The sequence below is a fragment of the Sphingomonas sp. LR55 genome (genome assembly GCF_036856015.1).
GTDB lineage: Bacteria > Pseudomonadota > Alphaproteobacteria > Sphingomonadales > Sphingomonadaceae > Sphingomonas.
Genome location: NZ_JASPFO010000001.1, coordinates 716,112 through 741,220, shown reverse-complemented (window position 1 = coordinate 741,220; position 25,109 = coordinate 716,112). Strand labels below are relative to the sequence as shown.

The following is a 25,109-nucleotide window of genomic DNA, read 5'->3' as shown; positions in this document are numbered from 1 at the left end:
ACCGATCTACGCGCTGAAAGCTGATAATGAGTATCATTTATTCCTCCGGCTTCTTTGAAAGGAGGACTAAATCGTCGATTGTCCCCGTTTGCCGACGTCAAATCGTCGTTAACTGATGTTTTTTGTCAGCGTGGACTGAGGTCGTGACGTGAGGGCGGCGTCCCATCTGCATCTGGGAGGATGCATATGCACGACGCCGCGCTGATCGCGCTGATCCATGACCGTTACGCCGCCGTACACGGGGCCATCCCTGCGAGCGATTATCCGACCTACCTGACTGTCGGTGCGCCTGATTTGCCGCAAGCGACCCTCGGCTATCGACTTGCCGAAGCCGGCACCCTGTTTCTTGAGGGGTATCTCGACCGCCCAATCGAGGTGCTGTTGACCGAACGGTTCGGGCGACCGGTACCCCGCGCGGGTCGTCGAGCTCGGCGACCATGCCTCGCAGCGTCCCGGCGCGACGATAACTCTGTGGCACGAGGCGGCAGCGGCACTCGCCGGTCAGGCGGATGTCGCGGTCGCCGTACTGACCCGGCCGTTGCGGTCGATGTTCGCGCGCCTGGGTCTCGAGTTGATCGAACTCGCCCCCGCACGGATCGACGCGCTCGGCGCGGCAGGCGAGACCTGGGGGCGTTATTACCAGACCGATCCGGTCGTGTGTGCGGGCGACATCGCCGCGTGTCGCGCGCGGCTCGACCGGAGTGTGCGCGCATGACGCGGTTACTCGACGCGATCCTCGGCCATGCCGAACGCCGTCCCGATGCGATCGCGATAGACGGCGCCGCGCCGATGACCTGGGCCACGCTCGCACGCGTGCTTGCGCTGTTGGTCGAGAACTTGGCGGGGCGGTTCGCCCATGGCCGCCCGGTCGCGATCCAGCTCGATCACGGTATTGACGAATGCATCCTCGATCTCGCTCTCCTCGAAGCGGGCATAGCAACGATCCCGCTTCCGCCGTTCTTCACGCGCGCCCAGACCGATCACGCGCTCGACGCAGCGGGCGCGGAGATGCTGCTTTCGGGGCCGGTAATGCTGTCACTTGGCGCGCAGCCCTCGCTGCATGTTAGGGAGGATTGTCGGAGCAGGTCCGCTCGCATCCTGCCCCAGGGTACGGCCCGCATCACCTTCACCTCGGGGTCGACCGGCGATCCGAAGGGCATCTGCCTGTCGCGCGACCATCTCTTCGGCGTCGCGCAGGCGGTGGTCGATACGCTCGGCGTGCATCATGCGGGGCGGCATTTGCCGATATTGCCGCAGGGCATCCTGCTAGAGACCGTCGCTGGCCTGCATGCGACGATGCTGGCAGGCGGGACCTATGTCGCGCTGCCGCAGTCTGCGGTCGGCATGGCCGATCCGTTCCGCCCGGACGTCATGGCGATCCTCGGCACGATCGATCGTGAGGCAATCACGTCGCTGATACTTGTGCCGGAATATCTCGGCGGCCTCGTCGCGGTGATGCGTGCGACCGGTATCCGGCTGCCACGACTGACACTCGTGGCGGTCGGCGGTGCGCGGGTTGATCCCCTGCTGCTCGACGCCGCGGCGGACCTCGGATTGCCCGTACGTCAGGGCTATGGCCTCACCGAATGCGCCTCGGTCGTTTCACTCGACGACGGCGATCCGTCATCGCGCGGCAGCGTCGGCAGGAGCATCGGTGCCAATATCCTGCACCTGGCCGACGACGGCGAAATCCTGATCGACGGGCCGCTTTTTCTCGGCACCGTCGGCGCACCGCGCGCTCCCGGCCTGCTCGCGACCGGCGATCTGGGACGGATCGACGATGCCGGCCGGCTTTGGATCGAGGGGCGCAAGTCGGCGCTCATCGTTACCAGCCACGGTCGCAACATCGCCCCCGAATGGGTCGAGGGGATACTGACGCGCCAACCCGCCATCTTCCAGGCGATGGTGCGCGGCGACGGGCGCGCGACGATCGACGCGCTGCTCGTTCCGTCATCACCGACCGCGGACGTCGAGGCCGCAGTTGCCGCCGCCAACGAAGCGCTCCCTGCCTACGCGCACATCGCGGACTGGCAGGTCGTCCCGCCATTCACCCCCGCGACGGGACTTCTCACCGGCAACGGCCGCCTCCGCCGCGCCGCGATCGACACCGCCTATCCCGCCCAGGAGATTCCCATGGATCACGCGCCATCAGAGCTGCCCTTCTTTAACCGCCTCGTTGCCGACACCCGAGAGGCACAAGCGCGGTTTGCGATGACCCCGCAACTCGTCGCCGGGATGACCGGACGGATCACGCGCGGATTACATCGCGTATCTGACGCAAGCGTTCCATCACGTCCGCCACACCGTGCCGCTCATGCAGGAAGCACGGGCTCGGCTTTCGCACCGACCTGTCCTGGTCGCCGCACTCGACGAGTATATCGAGGAAGAGACCGGTCACGAATTCTGGATCCTGGAAGACATCGAAGCGGCTGGGGGCGACAGCATGGCAGCGAGCAAAGCCCCCTCTCCTGCCACGCGCGCCATGGTAGAACATGCGTACGAGACGATCCGCACGGGCAACCCCGCCGCGTTCTTTGGCATGGTCTATGTCCTGGAGGGCACCAGCATCGCGATGGCGAGCCACGGCGCCGGCGCGGTGCAGGCGTCGCTCGGGCTGCCCGACGACGCGTTTCATTACCTGACCTCGCATGGTGCGCTCGACCAGGACCACATGGTGTTTTTCGAAAAGCTGATGAACCGGATCGACGATCCCGAAGACCAGCGCGCGATTATCGACATGGCCAACGCCATGTTCCGACTGTTCGGCGCGCTGTTCGCCGGGATCGAGCTGGAGGCGACGCGTGTCCCGGCTTGAAGGCCGCCATATCGTGCTGACCGGTGCGGCCGGCGGGCTCGGCGGCCTGCTCGCGGCCCGACTACGCACGCGCGGTGCACACGTCACGGGGATCGATCGCGTCGCGTCGAGAGACTGCGATGATCATCTCGTCGCCGATCTCGCCGATCCTAAGGCGCTGGCCGACCTCGCCCGCACGCTCGCCGAGCGCAATGTGGACATTCTCGCCAACGTCGCGGGGCTCCAGTATTTCGGACCGTTCGAACAGCAAGGCGTAAGCCGGATCGCGCTCGGCTATGCGGTCAACCTCGTAGCACCCGCGGTCCTGGCAGGCGCAGTCGTGCCGCAGATGATCGCGCGCGGCGATGGCCAGATCGTCAACATCGGCTCGGTGATGGGCGCGGTCCCCTACCCCTATTTCACCGCCTATTCGAGCGCGAAGGCAGGGCTGAAGGGTCTGAGCCAGGCATTGCGCCGCGAACTCGGTGGGCGCGGGATCGCGGTCACGCACGTCGCGCCCCGCGCGGTCAGGACCGGCTTCAACACCGCGACGATCGAGCGTTTCATGACGCTGACCAAGATGACCGCGGACGATCCCGCCACCGTCGCCGACCGCATCTTCCGCGCGATCGAGCGGCGCGAGCGCGACGTGTCGATCGGGCTGCCCGAGCGCGTCTTCACGCAGCTCAACGCGATGCTGCCGGGCGTCGTCGATCGCGGTCTCGCGGGACAGGTGCTGACCGCGCGCGGCCTATTTCAGGACAATCCTTCAGGAGCCCTATCATGACCGTCCGTTACGCTCTCGCTTTCGCCGCGCTCACCTTTGCGGGTGCCGCCAACGCTAGCAACAACCCGGCGATGGACGCCGCGGTGCGCCGTATCAACGATCAGTGGGCGCATATCCGCTATCAGGTTGCCGACCGGAACGAGCAATATCGCCAGCTCGATGCGCTCGCCGGCCAAGCCGCGCAGGTGTCCGCACGCTATCCTGGCCGGGCAGAGCCCCTGTTGTGGCAGGGGATAGTCGTCAGCGAAGAGGCTGCGCGCGCCAGCGTCCTCAAACAACTCGGTCTCGCCCGATCGGCGCGCGACATCCTCGAAAAGGCGCAAGGGATCGATCCGAACATCGCCGATGGCGGCGTCAAGATGAGCCTCGGCGTCCTCTATTACCGCGTCCCCGGCTTCCCGATCGGCTTCGGCAGCACGGCGAAAGCGCGCGCTGCTCGAGGCGGCGCTGAAGCAGGACCCGAACGGTCTCGACAATAACTTCTTCTATGCCGACTTCCTCAACGACGAGGGGCATCCCGCCCAGGCCAAGCAATATGTCCTGCGCGGGTTGCAAGCGCCGGCGAACACGGTCCGCCCAGTCTGGGACGCAGGACGTCGTGCGGAAATGCGGGCGCTGCTCGGCAAGATCAACGCAAAGCTCAAGGCGGCGTGAACCCGCTCGCCGCTACCCTCGCGCGGCAGCTTGAGAACCCTAGCGGCGTGGGCGGTCGGCTGGTCGGGCATGCGATGCGCGTCGCCAACCGTCGGCCGACGCGCCTCGCGATCGCGGCGCTCGATGTCCGACGCGGCGATAGCGTTCTCGATTTCGGCTGTGGTACCGGCGACGCAATCCCCGCGCTGACGACGGCAGCGGGAGCAGGACGGGTTTATGGCCTCGATCATTCGCAGGACATGATCGACACCGCCCGCCGGCGTAACCCCGGCGCGGTTTTCTACCATGCGCCGTTCACCGACATCCCGATGCCCGATGAGTGCGTCGACCGCATCCTAGCATCCAACGTCGCCTATTTCTGGCACGACGATCGCCCGGTCTTTGCCGAACTGATGCGCGTGCTGCGTCCCGGCGGACGGCTCGCAGTCTATGCGACAACCGCAGAATCTTTGCGCCGCACCGGGATCGGACGCAGCAGCACGCACCGGCTGCTCACCGTCGCGGACTTGATGAGCATGCTCGGACCGACCGCCGAGATCACCACGGTTAAGGCGGGGTTTGGCGTGGCGGGCATGATCGGAACTTTCGATAAATCACCGCAAAAAGGGACCCTGGCGGAATGAAGGTCAAGATTATCGCATTGCTGGTACTCGTGCCGGTGGCGTGGGCCGCCCCCGCCACCGCCGGTCCAAAAGGCTGGGCAGATGCCAGCGATATCGGCCGTGACCTGCTCGTCGGTGCCGCCCTCGGCGTGCCCGCTGTTCAGGGTGACTGGCGCGGCGATCTGGACGCGGGTGCCAGCATGCTCGTCGCTGGCGGCACGACATTCGCGTTAAAGGAACTGATCCATGAGCGCCGCCCGGATCGTAGCGACGATAAAGCTTTCCCTCCGGCCACACCTCGGTGTCGTTCGCCGCGGCGGCATCGCTCGAGAAACGCTACGGCTGGGAAGCGGGATTGCCCGCGTTGCTGGTTGCCTCGTTTGTTGGCGTCGCACGGGTCCGGGCCGACAAGCATTATGTCCACGACGTCCTTGCCGGCGCGGTGATCGGCAGCGCCAGCGGTTTCCTGCTGACCTCGCGCCACGACGACCGCGTCCGCCTGACGCCGTGGGCGGGCTCTGGCGGCGGCGGGATCGACGTCGCCATGCGGTTCTGAGTCATGCGCTTTTGACGCGGTAGGTCAGGTTGCACGATTGCGCACCGGATCGCCCATCGGCGTGATGCCTCCCCACGGGACTGCACCACGCCAACGCTCGCCCTCTCCTTAGTTGATCGGCGCGCTCGGCGTTCCGGCGGGGGCAAGCGTGCGACCGTTGTTGAGGTCAGCACCCGTATTGGGATCGGTGGGCGTCGACTGGATCATTGCACGCATCTGCCACTGATACTTGTCGATCGCGTGCTGTACTTCCTGCAGCAGGTTGCCTGTGGTCGGATCGGTATCGTTGGTCGCCTTGATGCCCTGCCCCAGCTCGTCGCTGGTAACGCGGTAATATTGCGCAAACCACTGGATCACTTTGCCGTCGTCGACGAAACCGCCCGGGAATTCGGGGATGCGGCTGGTCCGGATGATCGTGTTGGCGCGTCCGTCGGACGAGACGCCCACGCTCTGCAAGCGCTCGGCGACTTCGTCAGCGTATTTGGCAACGCCTTCGTAATGCTCCTGAAGCAGTTCGTGGAGCGGGTAGAACAACGTACCCGAGACGTTCCAGTGCGCCTGCTTGGTCTGCAGCTGGAGCTGCTGCAATTCGGTCAGCGCCTGCTGCAGCGCCTCGATCGAGTTGCGCAGATCGCCGGCTTGCGGTCCCGAATGGACCCGGTCGGTGACGCTGTTGAGTGGGAACGGGCCGGTCTGCGACTGGGTCTGTGCCAGCGCGGGGGAGGCGAGCAGAAGCGAAGCCGTAGCCAAGAGAATATACCGCATAGATCGTCCTTTCGAGCGAGGAACGGCGGCGGATGCAGGACGAATTCCCCATCTCGTTACGCGTCGTTTCGTCGAGGATTGAACGTGCGATCGGCACCCTGGTTGTCTAAATTCGGGTTCAGTCTTGATGTACGCGTCCGACCAGCGAGACTGCGCTGCCGCCCTCGGCGAACCGCAACGTGAAGCCATGCAGGTCGGCGATCGCCTTGACCAGGCTGAGCCCGAGCCCGGCGCCCTCGCAATCCTGCCGGCCGCGGTAGAAACGTTGCGTGACCAGCGAGCGCTCGGCGATCGGTACGCCCGGCCCGTCGTCGGCCACGGTGACGACCACGCGCTCGCCCTCCTGCCGCAACGACAACCGGACGCGACCGTGCGGGGGTCCGAACTTCATCGCGTTGTCGATCAGGTTCGAAACCGCTTCCATGAGCAGGCTCGCATCGCCTTCGACCGAGGCGGTCGTGGCGATCTCGCAGGTCAGCTCGATCCCGCGATCCTCCGCGGTCGGACGATGAAGCTCGCATGCATCCTCTGCGAGCCGCGCGAGGTCGACCGTGGCAAAGCGACTGCGGCGCGCGTGATCCTCGAGCTCGCGGATCCGCAGCAGCGCCGCGACGATCCCGAGCAGCGTGTCGACCTCGGCCAGCGCGGCATCGCCGACCGCCTCGAACTGCGCACGCGTGTCTTCCTCGCGCAGCCCGCGTTCGACGCGCGCGCAGGCGGGTAAGCGGCGTACGCAACTGGTGCGCGATGTCGTCGCCGACGCCGCGCACCTCGGTGACGAGCAGCTGAAGCCGGTCGAGCATTGCGTTGATATGCGCGCAGAGCAGCCCGAAGCTGTCGGGATCGGGCCCGACCGGCAGGCGCTCCGCCAGATCGCCCGCGACGATCCGCGCGGTCAGTTTGCGCACCGCATCGACCTGGCGCGCCGCGCGCCGACCGGCGGCGAGTCCGAACCCGATCGCCAGCAGGATCGCGGGGATCAGCGCGATTGCGAGCGACCGCTCGACCACCCGCAGCGCCTCCTCCGCATCGTCAAGATCGACACCGGTCACCAGCCGCGATCCGTCGGGCATCGCGCACACGACCAGCCGCGCGGTATCGCGGGTCTTGCCCGGCAGTTCGGTGGTCTCGACGTCGGCGATCACCGATCCTCGCGTAATCACCGACACCGGCAGGCGCGCGATATTGCCCTCGATCAGCGTACCATCGGCGCCAAACAGCGCGAGGAAGCGATCGCGGTGGATATCGCGCGTCAGCATCGCCCGGACGGCCGACTGCCGCCTCGGCGGCGCCAGTGAAGCCAGATCGCGACAATCGCGCGCAAACCCGCGCTCGGTCATCCGTCGGTGACTGCCGTTCGCCAGCACCCAGAACAGCCCCGCGACGACCAGCGACTGGACGATCAGCAAAGCCGCGATCGCCCCGCCCCACCGCCATGTCGCGCGTGCGCGGGGTTAGACCGGGACATCGAACACATAACCCTGCCCGCGGACGTTGCGGATCAGTTGCGGTTCGCCCTCGCCATCGACCTTGCGGCGGAGGCGGCCCATATGGACGTCGACGACGTTGCTGTTGGGCTCGAAGGTATAGCCCCAGACGTCGCGCAACAGCATCGACCGCGTGACGATCCGGTCGGGGCGGCGCACCAGATAGTCGAGCAGCTTCAGCTCGCGTGGCAACAGGTCCAGCGCCCGCCCCGACCGGGTTGCGGTTCCTGCCAGCAGGTCGAGATCGAGCGGGCCGACGATCAGCCGCGTGTCGCGTGTCTCGTTGGGCCGTCGCAGCAACGCCTCGACCCGCGCGATCAGTTCGACCAGCGCGAACGGCTTGGGGAGATAGTCGTCGCCCCCCGCGCGCAATCCCCGCACCCGGTCGTCGAGACTGCCGAGCGCGCTGAGCACCAGCGCTGGCGTCCGCCGGCCCTCGGCCCGCAACCGCGCGATCAGGTCGAGCCCTTCCCCGTCGGGCAGTTGCCGATCGACTATCAGCAGGTCGACGCCGTCCCCCTGCGCCGCGAGGAAACCATCCGCCAGCAAGGCGTGGTGCGTCACTGCATAGCCGTTCGCCGCCAACTCGAGCGTGATCTCGTGCGCCGTGCCGGCATCGTCCTCGATGAGCAGGATATGCGTCATGCGACCAGTTCGCAGGCCGGGAGACGCGCCGTCAATTGAATTGCAGTTCAGACTCTGAACGCGGATTTAATCGACGCACCGCCGACCCCTCAGCTACCGATTTTTCCAAGGGTATGTCCTTGGAGAATCACGTAATGCGGATTGTTGCCTTGGCCCTTATGGCTGGCGCCGTCATGCCGACCGCCGCGTATGCGCAAGCCCCGACTGGCACGGCGATCTCACTCGACCGGCTGGCGCAGGACGTCGTCGCCAACAATCCCGAGCGGCAATTCTATCAACGCCAGATCGAGACGGCGGGCGTCGAGCGATCGGCGGCGGGGCGCTGGGCCGATCCCGAAACCGTCGTCGAATTCGGCCAGCGCCGCGCCGACGATCGCACGACCGGGATGCCGCTCGGCGACGGGCTGACCTATGCCGTCTCGGTGGTCCAGCCAATCGAGTTCGGCGGCCGCATCGCGCTGCGCCGGGCCATTGCCGAGCGGCAGGTCGATCTCGCCAAGATGGGTCTCCAGCAGTTCGACGCCACGCTGGCGGCCCACGCGCGAACGCTCGGCTATGCCTTGTTCGCCGCCGACGAGAAGGCCGGCGTCGCGCGCGAAGTGGCGAACCGGATGCGGGCGCTGGCGCGCGTGATCGTCTCGCGTGATCCAGCCGGCCCCGCCCCGCGCCTCGAAGCCGCGTCTCTGCAAGCGGGCGCGATCAGTGCGGAGCGGACCGCGGCGATGGCCGATGCCGAGGCGAATTCGGCGCTGTACGAACTCAACCAATTGCGCGGCGCGCCGTTCGCCGCGCGGCTGCGAATCGTCCGCCCCGACATGTCGCTCCCCGATCTTCCGTCGGGTACGACGCTGGCCGCCAACGCGACCGCGAACAATTTCGAGCTGAAGGCGCTGCGGGCACAATTCGAGCAGCAGGGCCTGCGCGTCGATCTTGCGCGGAAGGCGCGCATCCCGACCGTCGGCATCGGCCCCTATTACGACCGCGCGCGCTCCGACATCCGCGAGACCAACTACGGCGTGCGCCTGTCGACGACGATCCCGCTGTGGAACCGGCAGGCGGGCGAAGTTGCGGTCGAGCAGGGACGCCAGGCGCAGGCCAACGCGACGCTGGTCAACGCCGAACGCCGCATCGCGCGCGACGTGTTCGACCAGGCCGCGCAATATGAGGCGAAGCGATCCGCGCTCGGCAAATGGGATGGCAATACGCCGCGGAGCTTTGCCGATGCCGCCGAGGAGGCCAATCGCAACTTCCAGCTCGGCGCGATCCCGCTCGCGATCTACATGCAGATGCAGCAATCCTATATCGAGGCGACCAACGCGGTGCTCGATACGCGGCGCGAGGCGCTCGAGGCGTTGCTCCAGTTGCGCGCGCTCAACGGCGGCAACGCGCTCGCCCGATGATCGCCAGCTTGCTCGATTTCGTCACGCGGCGCCGGCTGGCGATCGCGGTGGTGACCGCGCTGATCGCCGCGGTCGGCCTGTGGTCGTTCGCCAACCTCCAGATCGACGCGATCCCCGACATCACCGGGGTGCAGGTGCAGGTCAACACGATGGTCCCCGCGCTCGCACCCGAGGAGATCGAGCGGCTGGCGACGCTGCCGATCGAGCGCGCGATGGCGGGTCAGCCGGGGCTCGAGGAGACGCGGTCGCTGACCAAGACCGGGCTCAGCCAAGTCACGTTGCTGTACAAGGACGGCACCGACCAGATGCGCGCACGCCAGCTCGTCACCGAGCGGCTGAACGCGGTCCGCGACCAGTTGCCGCCGGGCGCCTCGCCACAGCTCGCGCCCATCACCACCGGGCTCGGCGAGATCTATTACTACACGCTCGAATGGAAGCACGCGCCCGCGAGCATGGACACGAAGCGCCAGTTGATGGAGCTGTACGAGGCGCAGGAATACACGGTTCGGCCGATGCTGCGCGCGGTCACCGGCGTCGCCGACGTCAACACCAATGGCGGCCTCGAACAGCAATTCGTCGTCGAACCCGATCCGCGCCGCCTCACGATGCACGGCGTGACCGCGGCCGAACTCGCGCAGGCGGTCGGCAAGAACGTCGAGAATGCGGGCGGCGGTATTATCGCGCGCGGCGCCGAGCGTTTCACCGTCCTCACCAACGGTCGTGTGACGAGCGCGACCGATATCGGCGCGATCCCGGTGAAGTTCGCGGGCGGAATCCTGCCGCTCCAGGTCCGCGATCTCGCCGACGTCGTGATCGGCGCCGCCCCGCGACAAGGCGCCGCGACGCAGAACGGCCGCGAAACCGTCCTCGGCACCGTGATGATGCTGGTCGGGCAGAACAGCCGCGAAGTTGCGTTGCGGGTGCAGGACGCGCTGCCCGATATCCAGTCGGCGCTGCCTAAGGGCATGGTCGTCCACCAGCAATATAGCCGGGCCGACCTGGTCGACCGGACGATCTCGACGGTCGAGCATAATCTGGGCGAAGGCGCGCTGCTGGTCGCGCTCGTGCTGTTGCTGGTGATGGGCAATTGGCGCGCCGCGTTGATCGTGACGATCGTCATCCCGCTCGCCTTCCTCGTCACCGTCTCGGGGATGCACGCGATCGGCGTGTCGGGAAACCTGATGAGTCTCGGCGCGCTCGACTTCGGGCTGATCGTCGACGGCGCGATCGTGGTGGTAGAGAACAGCCTGAGGCTGCTCGCCGAACGTCGCCGCGCCAAGGGCGAGGATCTAACGCCTGACGAACGCCGCGACACGGTGGCGGACGCCGCGCGGATGGTCGCGCGCCCGACGATGTTCGGGATCGCGATCATCGCGCTGGTCTATGTCCCCGTGCTCAGCCTTGGCGGGGTCGAGGGCAAGCTGTTCCAGCCGATGGCACAGGCGGTGATGCTGGCGATCTTCGCCGGCCTTGTCTGGACGTTCACGGTTGTCCCCGCGCTGTCCGCCTGGCTGCTGCGCGCGCCCGCCAGCGAGAAGGATGACAGCCGTCACAAGGGCCTGATCGGGCTCGCCGAGCGCGGCTATTCACCGACGCTAGAGCGCGCGCTCGCCCATCCCAAGCTGCTGGTGATCGGCGCGCTGGTCATGCTTGCCGTCACGTTCGGCGTATTCAAGACGCTGGGGTCGCAGTTCACGCCACAGCTCGACGAGGGCTCGATCACCGCGATGGTCTACCGCCCGGTCGGCATGTCGCTCGACCGCAGCCTCAGACTCGAGCAGGAGACCGAGCGACAGATCCGCCGGCAGTTCCCGCAAGTCACCCACACCTTTTCGCGGATCGGCACCAGCGAGGTCGCGACCGATCCGATGCCGCCCAACGAGAACGACCTCTACATCTTCTACGCGCCCGAAAAGGACTGGCCGACCGGCGACGGCAAGCCGAAGACCAAGGACGAACTCGTCGCGGGGATCGAGAAGGTCGGGCGACAGGTCTACAAGGGCCAGATCCTCCACGACGGCGGCAAGCGTCGCGCCGCGCTGATGGTCACGCTTAACACCAGCGACCTCGCCGGCTATGTCGCCAAATCGCGCGCCGCGGTCGATGGCCAGGTCAAGCTCCCGCCGGGCTACCGGATCGAGTTCGGCGGGCAGTTCCACCAGCTAGAGGCCGCACAGAAGCGCCTGTCGATCGTCGTCCCCGCCGCGCTCGTACTAATCTTCCTGCTGGTCTACGCCGCGCTTGGCAGCGTGAAAGAGGCGGCGATCGTCTATACCGGCATCCCGTTCGCGGTGACCGGCGGCGTGCTGGCGCTGTGGCTGCGCGGCATGCCGTTCTCGATTACCGCGGCGATCGGCTTCATCGCGCTGTCGGGGATCGCGATGCTCAACGGGCTGGTGCTGGTCGACCACATCAATTTGCTCCGCGACGGCCGTGACGGCGACCCGCACACCGTCGACGACGCCGTCCGCGAAGGCGCCCGCGATCGCCTGCGCCCGGTGTTGTCCACCGCGTTGGTGGCGTCGATCGGCTTCGTTCCGATGGCGATTGCGAGCGGCGCGGGCGCGGAGGTACAACGGCCATTGGCGACCGTTGTGATCGGCGGGATCGTCACCTCGACGCTGCTTACGCTGCTGCTGCTCCCGAGCCTGTATCGTTGGCTGGTCCGGGAGCGTGCGTCCGACATGCAGGCCGATCACGTAGACCCGTCCTCCTGATCATCGATGCAGACGGACGTGATCCCCAGCACCACTGCACCGCTTTCGGTGACTTGGCCGCAGACGTCTTATCTGGCGGACTTCGGCGAAAAAGCGCGCCCGGCGCCCGCGCTCGCCGCGTGGATCCGCGTGCACTTGACCTATTGGTGGCGGCACCGGCGGCGATTGTCGATTGACCGACCGCAACGCTTCACCGAGTTCGTACAGCGACGCAAATTGGTCGACCGCGATCCCCGCATACCGCATATGATCGACAAGGTAGCCGTAAAGCCATTCGTCGCTGCCATGCTTGGCGCCGATTGGGTAACCCCCACCCTCTGGTCGGGCGAGATACTGCCTGACCAGATCCCCTTTCCCGGCCCGTTCGTCGTTAAATCGCGTCACGGCTGCAACCAGTACCGCATCGTTCGCGATGCGTCGGACGACTGGAACGTCGTCCGTTCAGCGGCAGCGGCATGGATGCAACGGTCCTACGGCCTCTGGCTTGACGAATGGGGCTATCGTGACGTGCCGCGCGGCATACTGATCGAACCCTTTGTCGGCGAGGGACCGGCGCTGCCGGTCGATTACAAGCTTTACGTGTTCCACGGCCGGGTCGAAGCGATCCAGGTTCACGTCGATCGTGAGACATGCCACCGATGGGTAATCTTCGATCGGGATTGGCGCGGAATGTCGACCGATGCCGATCGCCTCAATACTCAGCCGCCGATCAGTTTGCCGCTCATGATTGAGGGGGCAGAAGCTTTGGGATGCGAGTTCGCATTCGTCCGTGTCGACTTCTACGACACAGGCGTCATACCGCGATTTGGGGAAATGACATTTTATCCCGGCTCAGGCCTGGATCCGTTCGACCCGCCTCGATTGGACGAGTTGCTCGGTGATCATTGGCGTCAGATTTCCGGAACGGACAGAACCATGACTTAACGCTCGAGCGTATCTTTGCCTGTGCCAACCTCTAACCCTCATCGAGCTTCCAATCGAGGTTTTGTTTGCTCGATGACTGGGGGCGTTACATTAATTCGCCCGCGACACCCTCCGGCCCGCTGACAGAGGCAACGATCGTTCCTGCGCGTGGTCGACCGGAAAGGTCGAGGCAATTTTGTCATGCGCATGCCCTGCGTTTTGATCTCGCTGGTACGCGGAGTATTCGGCCATTGCATGACGCCGCCGCTAACTGCTTGTTTGGTAAAGAAGATCAACGATTCTCGTGGGGCTTTCCGGCGGCCATGCGTTTGACCCACTCGATCACGAAAGGGTTAGCCATGGATCAGAAGAGTGCGCCGTTGGCCGATGCGCTGGCGGCAATCGAGAAGAGGCCGGTCGTCGGCTTCGGAGCGCCGGGCCACAACCAAGGCTCGGCTATTCCCGGCGGCATGAAAGCGCTGCTCGGCAAGCGAGTCTTCGAAGCTGACGTGCTCACGCCGAAGGGTCTCGACGATCGGACCGAAGGAAAACTCGCGCTTCAACGGGCGCACGAGATTGCGGCGGAGGCCTGGAATGCCGACTTCTGCCGGTTCGTGACCGGCGGATCCACGCAGAGCCTTCACACCGTGATGGCGTCCGTCGCCGGGCCGGGTGACACCATCCTGATCGCCGCAAACGCCCACAAAGCAGAGCGAACCTATGCGCTGGCGACAGGGCTCGATGCCGTTGTCGTCCCCGTACAGATCGACGAGGCATGGGACATCGAACATGGCGTCGAGCCGCAGGCGCTTGGCGCCGCGCTGGCGGCGCATCCGACTGCCAAGGCATTCATCGTCGTCAGCCCGACCTACTACGGCGTCACGAGTGATATAGCGGCGCTCGCCACCGTCTGTCACGATCACGGCATTCCGCTGATCGTCGACGCCGCCTGGGGTGGTGCGTTCGCATTCTGTGAAGGACTGCCGGACGATCCGCTGACCAAGGGGGCGGATGCCGCCGTCTACAGCGCCCATAAGACGATGGGGGCCCTCGCGCAGGGGTCGGTGATCGTCGCCAAGGGCGACCTGATCGATCGCCAGCGATTGTGGATGGCCTATGAGCTGTACGAGACCACCAGCCCATCGGTACCGATCCTAGCAACGCTTGACGCGACCCGGCGCGATCACGCACTGAACGGCGAGCAGATGTGGAACGGCGTCATTGCGCTAGCGGAGAAGGTCCGCAGAAAGATTGCCGGTATCGCCCGGTTGCGAGTGTTTGGTTGCGATCATTTGCCGCCAGATGCCGATCTGGACGTCACCAAGGTGCTGATCGACGTCTCGGCGCTGGGCGTATCGGGGTATGCCATCGACGATTGGCTCTACAAGCATCACCGGATCAGCATGGGACTGTCCGACGCCCGTCATATCCTGGCCGTCCTGTCGCTGGGCACAACCAGGTCCGATCTCCGCAAGCTCGTCCGTGGCTTGCAGGATCTCGTGAAGCAGCTCGGTTCCGATCCCTCCATCCTGCCAGCAATCTCGCCTGTGCCCGGGATCGGCACCCTGTCCGTCGACATGGCGATGCCCGGGCCTGCGGCACTCTACGGCCCAGCCGAGATGGTGGCCTACGAGGCAGCTGCGGGACGAGTCGCGGCCGAAATGATCGCGCCTGCGCCACCTGGCGTCCCTCGGCTGGTTCCGGGCCAGCGCATCACTGCTGCGCACGTCGCATGGCTTGTCGCGAACCGTGATGCCGGGGCTTTCGTGATGGATCCGGTCGACCCGACCGAAGCGACCGTGAGGGTGGTGCAGAGCTGAAGCAACCGAAGCGGCCCGCCAAATCTGACAGCAGCTGCAATTAGGTGGATACGTAATGCAGACTCATACCGACGAACACTGGATGCAAATGGCGATAGACGTCGCGCGCTCCAAAGGATCCGATCCCTCAACCTCGCCGCTTGGATGCGTCATCGTGCTAGATGGGAAGGTGATTGCCGCCGAACGCAATCAGACCAAGGAGTTGCCTGACGCAACCGCTCATGCCGAGATGATGGCGATCCGTCGGGCTTGTGAGCAGACCGGAGAACTGGAGCTACGGGGGCGACGCTATACTCGACGCTGCAGCCGTGCGGCATGTTCACGATGGCGTCGATCTGGTCGAAAGTCGGCCGCGTTGTCTACGGTGCTGGTCGCAGCGATGTGCATCCGATGCCGATGTGCTCGACGTGCCGGTCAACATCATCAAGGTGCGGCTGGGCGACACCATCCTGCCGCGCTCTGCCCTCGCAGGCGGGTCGCAGCAGGCGAACAACCTCGGCAGTGCCGTCACGCGCGCCGCAAGGAACGCGCGATGCACTAGTTGCGCTGGCGGCGAACGATCCAAGATCGCCGCTGGTGACGGCGAAAATCGGGGATCTGACTTACGCCAAGGGCGCGATCCGTCCGACCCGCCGTCCCGGCAGAGGCCTCGCGATCGCCGACCTGCTCAAGGCGGTCGGCCAGGCCACGCTCGAAATCGAGGGCAATACCTTCGCCGCGGATGCTACCGAGGAAATGAAGAAGGGCGCCGACCGCAGCTTTGCGCAATTGAAGGGCGCGACGGAGGGCGGCGTGTCCGCTCATGCTTGGTGCGCGCAATTCGTCGAGGTGCGCGTCGATGAGGATTTCGGCACGATCCGCGTTAAGCGGATGGTCTCAGCGTTCGATAGCGGCCGCATCTTCAATCCCAAGCTCGCCGAAAGCCAATGGTTTGGCGGCATGATCATGGGCATTGGGCAAACCCTGCTTGAGGAGGGGCTGATCGATCATCGCGACGGCCGCACCGTCAACGCTAACTTCGCCGACTATGCGGTACCGGTGAACGCCGACGTGCCCGATATGCAGGCCATCTCGGTTGGCATTCCCGACATGAAGGCGACCGCGTTGGGCGGCAAAGGCGTCGGCGAAATTGGCGTGGTCGGTGTGGCGCCGGCTATCGGCAACGCCGTTTTCCACGCAACAGGTCAGCGCATCCGAAGCTTACCAATCACGCTGGAAAAACTGGCGTAGTCCGAGCGATTATCCTGCGTATTCCCTGCATCGACCCAGAAGCAGACACTTGTGACGTCATCTTCACTTCCCAAATCCGGCCGTTCGTTCATCCGGTTAGATGGCAACTTTCAAGGGAGACGAGAGATCGTTCGCTGCAACCAGTTCCCGTGGTCAGTATATGAGAGCCCCGCGAGTTGTAACGACACCTAAGCATCTGCTTTTGCTGGATCGTCGTGACCGACCGGCAGCGTTACGCCAAGGTAAAACTGCAGCATACCAGACGTCACGCGGTATCAATTGCCGGTTTAGCGGGACGGAGTTCGAAGACGAGCAAGGTGGACGTCGCGGTGGCGCAAATCTGTCCCTTTTCGTTGAATAACGTGGCCTCGGAGAAAGCCGCGCGGCCACCCATCGATATCAGGCGCCCGACCGCTCTGATCTTGCCGCTGGCGTCGTTCAAGGAGCGGAGGAACGACACTTTCAGCTCCAGTGTCGTGTACCCGAACCCTGGTTTCAGACCGGTGTGGGCGGCGATACCGCAGGCGCTGTCTAGGATCGCAGAGATATATCCGCCATGCACCGATCCCATGGGGTTGTAGGACGTGCCGTCGGGCGTGGCTTCGAATACGGCATGGCCATGTTCCGCTTCGACTAGAGAGATACCCAACTTCTCGCCCAGAGGAGGTTGTCGTCCGCTAGCAAGCAGAGCACGAACCTGAGCAAGGCCGTCGGGATTTGTGGGGGCATCGGTCGTCATGGGTTATCCTCACATTGCAGGCGTCGATAAGGTCACTGGAGCAACTGGATCCCAGCCCCCGCCAAGTGCCCGGAACGACGCGACGGCACCACGACTGGCGGCGGCGCGTGCCTGGATCACCCCGTCCCGCGTTTCGAGCAGGCGCCGGTCCGCATCCAGAACCTCGATCAGGCTCGACACCCCGCCCTTATAAGCCGCGAACGAGGCATCCCGGGCGCGGCTCAACGACGTCTCGCCCTGGCCCAGCATGGTCGACCGTGCGTCCTGCTGGACGAGCGTCGAGAAGGCATCCTCGACATCCTGCGATGCGCGCAGGACGACCAGGCGGTAGGCGCCAAGCGCTTCCGCGTTCCGTCCCTTGGCGCTTTTCACTTCGGCATCGACGCGGCCGAAGTCGAACAGGCGCCAGCGCAGGCCCAGCACGCCGTTCGCCTGTGTCGCATTGCCACCAAACAGGCCGCCTGCCGCGGTCGTCGCGGTGCCGAGCAGACCGCTCAGCGAGAATTTCGGGTAATATTCTGACATCGCGACACCGATCCGTGCGTTCGACGCCGCCAGCGTTCGCTCGGCCGCGATGATGTCGGGACGACGGCGCAACAGGCTGGCCGGACCGCCCGCGGTCGCGATCGCCGGAGGAGACGGGATCGCGGTCACGACTGTGAATTCGGAGCGGGTCGCGCCCGGCTGAACCCCGATGAGAATGTCGAGCGCAGTCAGCGCCATGTTGAGTTGGTTCTGGATTGCCGGGGCCGAAGCGCGAACCTGCGCCAGCGCCCCTTCCGCCTGCCGAAGTTGCAATTCGGCCGCCACGCCCTTGCGGTATTGCAGCGCGATCAGATCGACGAGACGCGCCTGCGTATCGGCCTGCGCGCGGGCAACGCCGAGCCGTGCCTGCAAGGCCCGTATCGCGATGTACGTGTCCGCCGTCTGCGCCGCGACCGCAAGACGCACGGCTACCGCAGCGGCGGCGGACGCCTGCCAGTCGGCCCGTGCCGCATCGCGTGAGGCGTCGCGCCCGCCAAAGACGTCGAGTTCCCAGCTTGCGCCGACATTGAGTTCGTAGGTTTCGGTCGAACGCTCGAACTGCGGAAACGCGCTGCCGATCCGGCCGATCGGTGTCTCCAGCGACTGATAGATCTCGCCCCCCTGCCCGCTGACCTGACCGGACGGAAGCAGGGCTGCGTTGGCGGTCTTCAGCGCAGCCCGCGCCTGCGCCACGCGCGCCGGCCTGTTGCAGGTCGAGATTCTGTGCCAGCGCGCGCTCGACAAAACTGGTGAGCAACGGATCTTGAAACCCGCGCCACCAGTCGACGAGATCGGCCTGCCCTGCATCCGCCGACCTCTTGTCGACGGCGCTGGCGCCGACAAAGGCGGCCGGTGCGGACGACGCCGGCACCGCGTAGCGCGGCGCGGTCGTGCAGCCACTCACCGACAGCAGCGTGGTGGCCAAAGTAGCAGCAGAGCGGAAATGGCGCATGATCGACCTTCGATGACCCAGACCGTGACCAATGATGCATATGGTCATTGTTTGTCAACGGGCCGATGTCCGCCTATGACGCGGCGATGACCGATCCCGTTCCCCAATCCCCCCGACGCGTGGCCCTGCCGAACATGCGGTCCGCGATCAGATCGTCGAGGCCGCAAACGACTGTTTCGCGCATTACGGATACAGCAAGACGACCGTCGCCGACCTTGCGCGCGAGATCGGGTTCTCCAAGGCCTATATCTACCGGTTCTTCGAGTCGAAGCAGGCCATCGGCGAGGCGATTTGCGGTGCGCGCCTCGAACAGATCTTGACCGAAGCGCGCAAGGCCGTCGATGCGGGCGGCAGCGCGACCGACCGGTTTCGCCGTATGTTCAGGAGCATAACCACGCTCGGCGTGGCGCTGTTCTTCGAGGATCGCAAGATTTACGAGATCGCAGCCTTGGCCGCGTCGGAGCGCTGGGGGTCGGCGCAAGCCTATTCCCGGTCGCTCCAGGACATGATCCAGGAGATCGTCAGACAGGGCCGGGAAAACGGCGAGTTCGAGCGCAAGACGCCGCTCGATGAGACGGTCCGCTCGATCTATTACGCGATGACGCCGTTCATCGATCCGCTGCATCTGGAGCGCAATCTCGACCTGTTGCCTGACGCGCAGAACGAAGTCACTGGGCTCATCCTGCGAAGCCTCGCGCCGTAGATTTCACAATGTGACCAGTTGACAATATAGTCATAAGACAACATTCGGGTCCCGCTTCTGTGGAGGACTCGTGTGTCGAACCGACTGTATATCGCCCTGGCCGTGCCGCTGGCGTCCGCGACGCTGACGGCATGCCATCGTACGGAGCCCGATCCGCGCACACAGCCGCCGCTGGTCAGGGTCACGACGCCAGTCGCCGCCAACGCGGCAACGCGCGAGTTTACCGGGGTCGTCGCGGCACGCGTCCAGAGCGACCTCGGCTTTCGCGTCGGCGGCAAGGTCACGCAACGATTGGTCGATACCGGCCAGATCGTGCGCCGTGGCCAGCCGATTATGCGGATCGACGGAACCGACCTGTCGCTGGCGACCCGCGCTTCGCAGGGAACGGTCAATGCAGCACGCGCCCGTGCGGAGCAGACCGGCGCGGACGAGAAACGATATCGTGACCTGGTCGGCGCGGGCGCCGTCTCCGCGTCGGCCTATGATCAGGCGAAGGCCGCTGCGGACGCGGCGCGTGCGCAACTGAGCGCCGCACAGGCACAGGCTCGCGTCGCGCGCAACGAAGCCAACTACACCGTCCTGCTCGCGGATACCGACGGGACCGTGGTCGAGACGCTGGCCGAGCCGGGGCAGGTCGTTGCCGCGGGGCAGATCGTCGTCCGTGTCGCACGATCGGGGCCGCGCGAGGCTCTAGTGCAATTGCCGGAGACGCTGCGACCGCACCTGGGCTCGACCGCGCGTGCCCGTACTTTCGACGGGGCCACCGGCAGCGCGACGCTTCGGCAGTTGGCCGATTCCGCCAACGCGGCGTCGCGGACGTTCGAGGCCCGGTATGTCCTCGCCGGGGCGACCGCGCGTGCGCCGCTCGGCTCGACCGTGACCGTCACGCTGTCAGAGCCAGGCGACACGGTCGCGACCGAAGTACCGCTCGGCGCACTCCGCGATACCGGCCACGGGGCCGGTGTATGGATCGTCGGTGCCGGCGCGCAGCCAAGGATCACATGGCGGCCGGTGAAGGTGACCGCGATCGGGGAAGAAACCGCCACCGTGACCTCGGGTCTGAAGTCAGGTGACCGCTTCGTCGCAACGGGTGCGCACATGCTGCACCAGGGCCAGATCGTCCGGGTTGCCGCACGATGAGTGGCGACGAGCAGAAGACGCCCGGCCGCTTCAACTTGTCGGCGCTTGCGGTCCGCGAACGATCGGTCACTTTGTTCTTCCTGATCGCAATCATCATCGCCGGGGTCGTCGCCTTCACCAGACTGGGGCGTGCGGAGGATCCGGGGTTCACCATCAAGGTCATGACGGTCGTCACCGCCTGGCCCGGCGCAACGGCGCAGGAGATGCAGGACCAGGTCGCCGAGCCGCTCGAGAAGCGCCTGCAGGAACTGCGCTGGTACGATCGCAGCGAGACGTTCACGCGACCCGGTCTCGCCTTCACCACGCTGACGTTGCGCGATACCACTCCCCGAAGGACGTGCCGGACCAATTCTACCAGGCGCGCAAGAAGATGAGCGACGAGGCTCCGAGCCTTCCGCGCGGCGTGGTCGGGCCGTTCGTCAACGACGAATATGGCGACGTCACCTTCGCGCTCTACGCTTTGAAGGCGAAAGGCGAGCCGCAACGCTCGCTTGCGCGCGAGGCGGAGACGCTGCGTCAGCGGCTGCTGCATGTGCCCGGCGTCAACAAGATCAACATCGTCGGCGAGCGACCGGAACGCATCTATGTCGCGTTCGCCGAGGAGCGGCTGGCAACGCTCGGCGTCTCGCCCCGCGACATCTTTACCGCGCTTTCGAGGCAGAACCTCATCACGCCCGCGGGCTCGATCGAGACCAAGGGGCAGCAGGTCGTGGTCCGCCTCGACGGCGCATTCGACGATTTGTCGAAGATCCGCGACCTGCCGATCGTCGCGAACGGCACCACACTGCGGCTGTCCGAGATCGCCAAGGTCGAGCGCGGCTACGAGGATCCCGCGACCTTCCTCATCCGCAGCCAGGGTGAACCCGCCCTGCTGCTCGGCGTCATCATGCGCGAAGGCTGGAACGGGCTCGACCTCGGCAAGGCGCTGAACGCCGAGGTCGCGAAGATCGGCGACGAACTGCCCCTCGGCATGAGCCTCACCCGCGTCACCGACCAGTCGGTCAACATCACCGACGCGGTCGATCAGTTCATGCACACCTTCCTCGAGGCGCTCGCGATCGTGATGATCGTCAGCCTCGTCAGCCTCGGCTGGCGCGTCGGCATCGTCGTCGCGGCCGCGGTGCCACTGACGCTGGCAGTCGTGCTCGTCATCATGTGGGCGACCGGCCGGGTGCTAGACCGCATCACGCTCGGTGCGCTCATCCTCGCGCTCGGCCTGCTGGTCGACGACGCGATCATCGCGATCGAGATGATGGTGGTGAAGATGGAGGAGGGATACGACCGCATCCGCGCGTCCGCCTATGCCTGGAGCCATACCGCTGCGCCGATGCTGGCCGGCACGCTGGTGACCGTGATCGGGCTGATGCCGGTCGGCTTCGCGCAGTCGACCGCGGGCGAATATGCCGGCAACATCTTCTGGGTGGTCGGCTTCGCACTGATCGCATCATGGTTCGTCGCGGTGATCTTCACACCGTACATGGGTGTGAAGATGCTGCCCGAGATCAAGCCGATCGAGGGCGGTCACGCGGCGATCTACCGGACGCCGCGCTACGAAAGGGTCCGCAGCATCATCGCCTGGGCGGTGCGCCGCAAGTTGCTGGTCGCATTGGCGACGCTGGGTGCGTTCCTGATTGCAGGCGCGGGCATGGCGCTGGTCAACAAGCAGTTCTTTCCCGCCTCGGATCGTCCCGAGGTGCTGGTCGAGGTGCAGATGCCCAAGGGCACCGCGATCGCGCAGACCGCCGAGGCCGCGAAACTGGTCGAGACGTGGTTGCGCAAACAGCCCGAAGCCAAGGTCGTCACGACCTATGTCGGTCAAGGCGCACCGCGCTTCTTCATGTCGCTGTCGCCCGAGCTGCCCGACCCGTCCTTTGCCAAGATCATTGTGCTGACTGTCGACGAGGATGCGCGCGACGCCTTGAAGGTGCGGCTGCGTGAGGCCGCAGCGGAGGGGCTCGCGCCACAGGCACGGGTTCGCGCGACGCAACTCGTGTTCGGCCCCTACTCCCCCTTCCCCGTCGCGTTCCGTGTCAGCGGCCCCAATCTCGCAACCGTCCGCAGCATCGCCGAGAAGATGCAGGGCGTGATGCAACGGGATCCGACGATGCGTACCGTCAATGCCGACTGGGGCGACCGCGCGCCCGCGCTGCACTTCGTGCTGGAGCAGGACCGGTTGCGCGCGCTTGGGCTGACATCGAGCGACGTTGCCGAACAGCTGCAGTTCCTGTTGACCGGCACGACGGTCAGCCAGGCGCGCGAGGATATCCGGACGGTCGACGTAGTGGCGCGGTCCGGGGGCAGCGATCGGCTCGATCCGGCGCGCATCGGCGATTACATGCTGACAGGTGCCAATGACCAGCGCGTGCCCGTCGGCCAGATCGGCAAGCTCGAAGTCCGCATGGAGGACCCGATCCTGCAACGCCGCGACCGGTTGACGACGATCACGGTCCGCGGCGACATCGCCGATGGCCTTCAGCCGCCCGACGTATCGACCGCGCTGCTCGAGAAGTTGCAGCCGATCATCAGGACGCTGCCATCCGGCTACCATATCGACATGGCCGGCTCGATCGAGGAGGCCGGCAAGGCGAATGCCGCGCTCGCGCCGATCTTCCCGATCATGATCGTGCTGATGATGGTCGTGATAATCCTCCAGGTCCGCAGCCTGTCGGCGATGGCGATCGTGTTGCTGACCGCACCGCTGGGGCTCATCGGCGTGGTGCCGACGCTGCTCGTCACGGGCCAGCCGTTCGGCTTCAACGCGATCCTCGGCCTGATCGCGCTGGCGGGCATCCTGATGCGCAACACGCTGATCCTTATCGGGCAGATCCACGATCACGAGCGCGACGGGATGGATCCCTATGACGCGGTCGTCGAGGCGACCGTGCAGCGATCGCGGCCGGTAATCCTGACGGCAATGGCGGCCGTGCTCGCCTTCGTCCCACTGATCAGTTCGGTGTTCTGGGGATCGATGGCGGTGACGCTGATCGGCGGGACGCTGGGCGGGACAGTTCTGACGCTGGTGTTCCTGCCTGCGCTTTATGCGCTGTGGTTCCGTATAAGGCCGCCAGTAAACGATCGGCGTGAGGCACCCGGATCACAGCACGTCCTGGCGTGATCAAAGAGGCATCGGGTTGGCCGTTCCGGCGTTGATACGGCAACGAACATCGATAGCGGCGGGTCAACGTCGCGGAAGGGTAGACATGGCACGGGTCTTTATTACCGGCAGTACCGACGGCCTTGGCCTCGCGGCGGCACAGTCTCTGCTCTCCGACGGGCACCATGTCGTTCTGCATGCACGTTCTGCGCAGCGCGCTGCCGATCTAGGCAAGTTACGCGAACAGGTTGATGGTGTCGTTATCGGCGACCTGGCAAGCGCGCAGGACGTGCACGGAATTGCGGATCAGGTGAACGCAATCGGCCATATAGATGCGGTGATTCACAACGCCGGGCTCTACGCCGTGCCGGAGCGAGGCGCGACGCCGGACGGCCATCCCACCCTGCTCGCGGTTAACACGCTGGCACCATATATGCTGACCGCGCTGATCGAACGGCCCGCCCGGATCATTTATCTCAGCAGCAGCTTGCATCGCGGAGGCGAGGGATCGCTGGAGGACATCGACTGGACGGCGCGCGCATGGGACAGCTCTCGCGCTTATGCCGAAAGCAAGCTGCACATGGTCGCGCTGGCTTTCGCTATCGCTGGGCGCCGCCCAAACGTACTGAGCAACGCGGTCGATCCGGGATGGGTGCGCACGCGAATGGGTGGCGCCGGCGCGCCAGTTGATCAAGACACCGGGCAACGCACGCAGAGTTGGCTCGCGGTCAGCGATGATTTAACCGCACTGTTCAGCGGTGGCTATTGGCACAACCTACAGCGTCAACAGCCCGCGGCTGAAGTTACGGATACGCGCTTCCAGGAAAGGCTGGTTGCCAAACTAGCTGACCTTACGGGTGTAGAGATGAGTTGAGCTGATCTGCTTCGGCTAAGACCCACAAGCAGACAGTCGCGGACTACTTCATGCTTCCCAACTTCGGCCGCTCGTTCATCTCGGTCAGAATGCTGATGTGGGATACAGCTGCCTAGCCCCCACCGACGGCCGTCTCAATGAGAGAACGTCAGGTGCTCTTGTCATCCTTGAACAAGCATATCGATAAGGTGGTCCTCGGCGGGTAGTTGCCCATCGAGCATCAGCATGGCGAGGCCATGAACGAGCGACCAGGATCGCAGCGCGCCAGTCTCCACTTGATCCGACCCGGCGTCAGTCGGCGATGCCGCTGCCGCATTGGCATGTAACATCCGTAATGCCTCTATTTCTCCTGTCGCCTGCAACTGCGCTGAAGACGTGAAGATCAGTCGAAAGATTGCCGGATTGGCGAGCGCAAACCGCACATAGGCCCGACCGGTTGCCGCAAACGCAGCGGCGCCGTCCTTGCCGCTTGCCGCGTTTCGCTGGGCGATGGCGAGCCGGTCCAACCCTTCCAAGGCAAACGCGCGCATCAGCGCCGCCTTGTCGGGAAAATGCCGGTACACCGAGGTCGCGCTGACACCGACCTCGCGGGCCATCTCGCGCAACGACACGCCTTCCACGTCACGTTCGGCCAGAAGCCGCAGCCCTACCTCGATCAGCGCCGCGCGAAGATCGCCATGATGGTACCGTTTTTCCATGTTGACACTGTTACCTTCTCGCCT

General features: G+C 65.3%; 22 protein-coding genes and 5 pseudogenes. 20 read left to right on the top strand and 7 right to left on the bottom strand.

What is annotated here, in order from left to right; all coding sequences use genetic code 11:
- Positions 1-180 precede the first annotated feature (180 nt).
- The 7 genes and pseudogenes from QP181_RS03630 (at position 181) to QP181_RS03600 (ending at position 5,393) form a co-directional block, all read left to right on the top strand.
- Positions 181-715, top strand: a pseudogene (locus QP181_RS03630) (thermostable hemolysin).
- Positions 712-2,055, top strand: a pseudogene (locus QP181_RS03625) (AMP-binding protein); the annotation flags it as partial. The pseudogenes QP181_RS03630 and QP181_RS03625, both read left to right, overlap by 4 nt.
- Positions 2,056-2,314: 259 nt before the next feature.
- Positions 2,315-2,815 carry an iron-containing redox enzyme family protein gene (locus tag QP181_RS03620; RefSeq protein ID WP_333929538.1) on the top strand — a complete coding sequence of 167 codons (501 nt, stop codon included), beginning with the start codon at positions 2,315-2,317 and terminating at the stop codon, positions 2,813-2,815.
- Entirely contained in the window at positions 2,802-3,581 is a 780-nt protein-coding gene (locus tag QP181_RS03615) for an SDR family NAD(P)-dependent oxidoreductase (protein WP_333927622.1), read from the top strand. Before QP181_RS03620 ends, QP181_RS03615 begins: the two co-directional genes overlap by 14 nt.
- Positions 3,578-4,060, top strand: a complete 483-nt coding sequence (locus QP181_RS03610) for a hypothetical protein (RefSeq protein ID WP_333927621.1) — start codon at positions 3,578-3,580, stop codon at positions 4,058-4,060. The genes QP181_RS03615 and QP181_RS03610 overlap by 4 nt, the downstream gene beginning before the upstream one ends.
- A 171-nt stretch (positions 4,061-4,231) precedes the next feature.
- A complete protein-coding gene (locus QP181_RS03605; protein WP_333927620.1) occupies positions 4,232-4,858 on the top strand; it encodes a class I SAM-dependent methyltransferase in 627 nt (208 codons plus the stop codon).
- A gap of 280 nt (positions 4,859-5,138) precedes the next feature.
- The gene (locus QP181_RS03600; RefSeq protein ID WP_333927619.1) at positions 5,139-5,393 is read left to right on the top strand and encodes a phosphatase PAP2 family protein; all 255 of its coding nucleotides are present in this window, start codon (positions 5,139-5,141) and stop codon (positions 5,391-5,393) included.
- A gap of 108 nt (positions 5,394-5,501) precedes the next feature.
- On the opposite strand, the gene QP181_RS03595 is transcribed toward QP181_RS03600, so the two are convergent.
- Positions 5,502-6,158: a Dps family protein gene (locus QP181_RS03595; protein ID WP_333927618.1), complete on the bottom strand. Its 657-nt coding sequence runs from the start codon at positions 6,156-6,158 to the stop codon at positions 5,502-5,504.
- A gap of 118 nt (positions 6,159-6,276) precedes the next feature.
- Complete coding sequence (locus QP181_RS03590) at positions 6,277-6,582, bottom strand: sensor histidine kinase (RefSeq protein ID WP_333927617.1); 306 nt, start codon at positions 6,580-6,582, stop codon at positions 6,277-6,279.
- Between the two features lie 84 nt (positions 6,583-6,666).
- On the opposite strand from QP181_RS03590, the gene QP181_RS03585 reads away from it, so the two are divergent.
- Entirely contained in the window at positions 6,667-6,882 is a 216-nt protein-coding gene (locus QP181_RS03585) for a hypothetical protein (protein WP_333927616.1), read from the top strand.
- A 121-nt stretch (positions 6,883-7,003) separates the two neighbouring features.
- Here QP181_RS03585 and QP181_RS03580 read toward each other — a convergent pair.
- Both QP181_RS03580 and QP181_RS03575 read right to left on the bottom strand, forming a co-directional pair.
- Positions 7,004-7,231: pseudogene (locus QP181_RS03580) on the bottom strand (sensor histidine kinase); the annotation flags it as partial.
- Positions 7,232-7,612: 381 nt separating this feature from the next.
- A complete protein-coding gene (locus QP181_RS03575) occupies positions 7,613-8,290 on the bottom strand; it encodes a response regulator transcription factor (RefSeq protein WP_333927615.1) in 678 nt (225 codons plus the stop codon).
- A 173-nt stretch (positions 8,291-8,463) separates the two neighbouring features.
- Here QP181_RS03575 and QP181_RS03570 point away from each other — a divergent pair, with 173 nt between their 5' ends.
- The 6 genes and pseudogenes from QP181_RS03570 (at position 8,464) to QP181_RS03545 (ending at position 16,360) form a co-directional block, all read left to right on the top strand.
- A complete protein-coding gene (locus QP181_RS03570; RefSeq protein ID WP_333927614.1) occupies positions 8,464-9,690 on the top strand; it encodes a TolC family protein in 1,227 nt (408 codons plus the stop codon).
- Positions 9,687-12,407, top strand: a complete 2,721-nt coding sequence (locus QP181_RS03565) for an efflux RND transporter permease subunit (RefSeq protein WP_333927613.1) — start codon at positions 9,687-9,689, stop codon at positions 12,405-12,407. The genes QP181_RS03570 and QP181_RS03565 overlap by 4 nt, the downstream gene beginning before the upstream one ends.
- A gap of 6 nt (positions 12,408-12,413) precedes the next feature.
- On the top strand, positions 12,414-13,331 hold the full coding sequence (locus tag QP181_RS03560; RefSeq protein ID WP_333927612.1) for an ATP-grasp fold amidoligase family protein: 918 nt from the start codon (positions 12,414-12,416) through the stop codon (positions 13,329-13,331).
- Positions 13,332-13,561: 230 nt separating this feature from the next.
- On the top strand, positions 13,562-15,130 hold the full coding sequence (locus QP181_RS03555; protein WP_333927611.1) for an aminotransferase class I/II-fold pyridoxal phosphate-dependent enzyme: 1,569 nt from the start codon (positions 13,562-13,564) through the stop codon (positions 15,128-15,130).
- A 55-nt stretch (positions 15,131-15,185) separates the two neighbouring features.
- A pseudogene (locus QP181_RS03550) lies at positions 15,186-15,523 on the top strand (nucleoside deaminase); the annotation flags it as partial.
- A gap of 183 nt (positions 15,524-15,706) precedes the next feature.
- Entirely contained in the window at positions 15,707-16,360 is a 654-nt protein-coding gene (locus QP181_RS03545) for a molybdopterin cofactor-binding domain-containing protein (protein WP_443027573.1), read from the top strand.
- 265 nt (positions 16,361-16,625) lie between these two features.
- Here QP181_RS03545 and QP181_RS03540 read toward each other — a convergent pair whose 3' ends face one another.
- Together QP181_RS03540 and QP181_RS03535 are read right to left on the bottom strand one after the other, a co-directional pair.
- Positions 16,626-17,099 carry a PaaI family thioesterase gene (locus tag QP181_RS03540; RefSeq protein WP_192191305.1) on the bottom strand — a complete coding sequence of 158 codons (474 nt, stop codon included), beginning with the start codon at positions 17,097-17,099 and terminating at the stop codon, positions 16,626-16,628.
- Between the two features lie 9 nt (positions 17,100-17,108).
- Positions 17,109-18,431: a TolC family protein gene (locus QP181_RS03535; RefSeq protein WP_333927610.1), complete on the bottom strand. Its 1,323-nt coding sequence runs from the start codon at positions 18,429-18,431 to the stop codon at positions 17,109-17,111.
- Positions 18,432-18,682: 251 nt separating this feature from the next.
- Here QP181_RS03535 and QP181_RS03530 point away from each other — a divergent pair.
- The 6 genes and pseudogenes from QP181_RS03530 to QP181_RS03505 all read left to right on the top strand — a co-directional run.
- Positions 18,683-18,853, top strand: a pseudogene (locus QP181_RS03530) (TetR/AcrR family transcriptional regulator); the annotation flags it as partial.
- A 39-nt stretch (positions 18,854-18,892) separates the two neighbouring features.
- The gene (locus QP181_RS03525; RefSeq protein ID WP_333927609.1) at positions 18,893-19,279 is read left to right on the top strand and encodes a hypothetical protein; all 387 of its coding nucleotides are present in this window, start codon (positions 18,893-18,895) and stop codon (positions 19,277-19,279) included.
- A 72-nt stretch (positions 19,280-19,351) separates the two neighbouring features.
- A complete protein-coding gene (locus QP181_RS03520) occupies positions 19,352-20,419 on the top strand; it encodes an efflux RND transporter periplasmic adaptor subunit (RefSeq protein ID WP_093399989.1) in 1,068 nt (355 codons plus the stop codon).
- A complete protein-coding gene (locus QP181_RS03515) occupies positions 20,416-20,793 on the top strand; it encodes an efflux RND transporter permease subunit (protein ID WP_333927608.1) in 378 nt (125 codons plus the stop codon). Before QP181_RS03520 ends, QP181_RS03515 begins: the two co-directional genes overlap by 4 nt.
- Positions 20,790-23,534 (top strand): efflux RND transporter permease subunit, encoded by a 2,745-nt coding sequence (locus QP181_RS03510; RefSeq protein WP_333927607.1) that lies wholly within the window; start codon positions 20,790-20,792, stop codon positions 23,532-23,534. Before QP181_RS03515 ends, QP181_RS03510 begins: the two co-directional genes overlap by 4 nt.
- 85 nt (positions 23,535-23,619) lie before the next feature.
- On the top strand, positions 23,620-24,387 hold the full coding sequence (locus QP181_RS03505) for an SDR family NAD(P)-dependent oxidoreductase (RefSeq protein ID WP_093399991.1): 768 nt from the start codon (positions 23,620-23,622) through the stop codon (positions 24,385-24,387).
- Positions 24,388-24,548: 161 nt separating this feature from the next.
- Here QP181_RS03505 and QP181_RS03500 read toward each other — a convergent pair whose 3' ends face one another.
- On the bottom strand, positions 24,549-25,007 hold the full coding sequence (locus QP181_RS03500; RefSeq protein ID WP_333927606.1) for a TetR/AcrR family transcriptional regulator: 459 nt from the start codon (positions 25,005-25,007) through the stop codon (positions 24,549-24,551).
- Positions 25,008-25,109 lie beyond the last annotated feature (102 nt).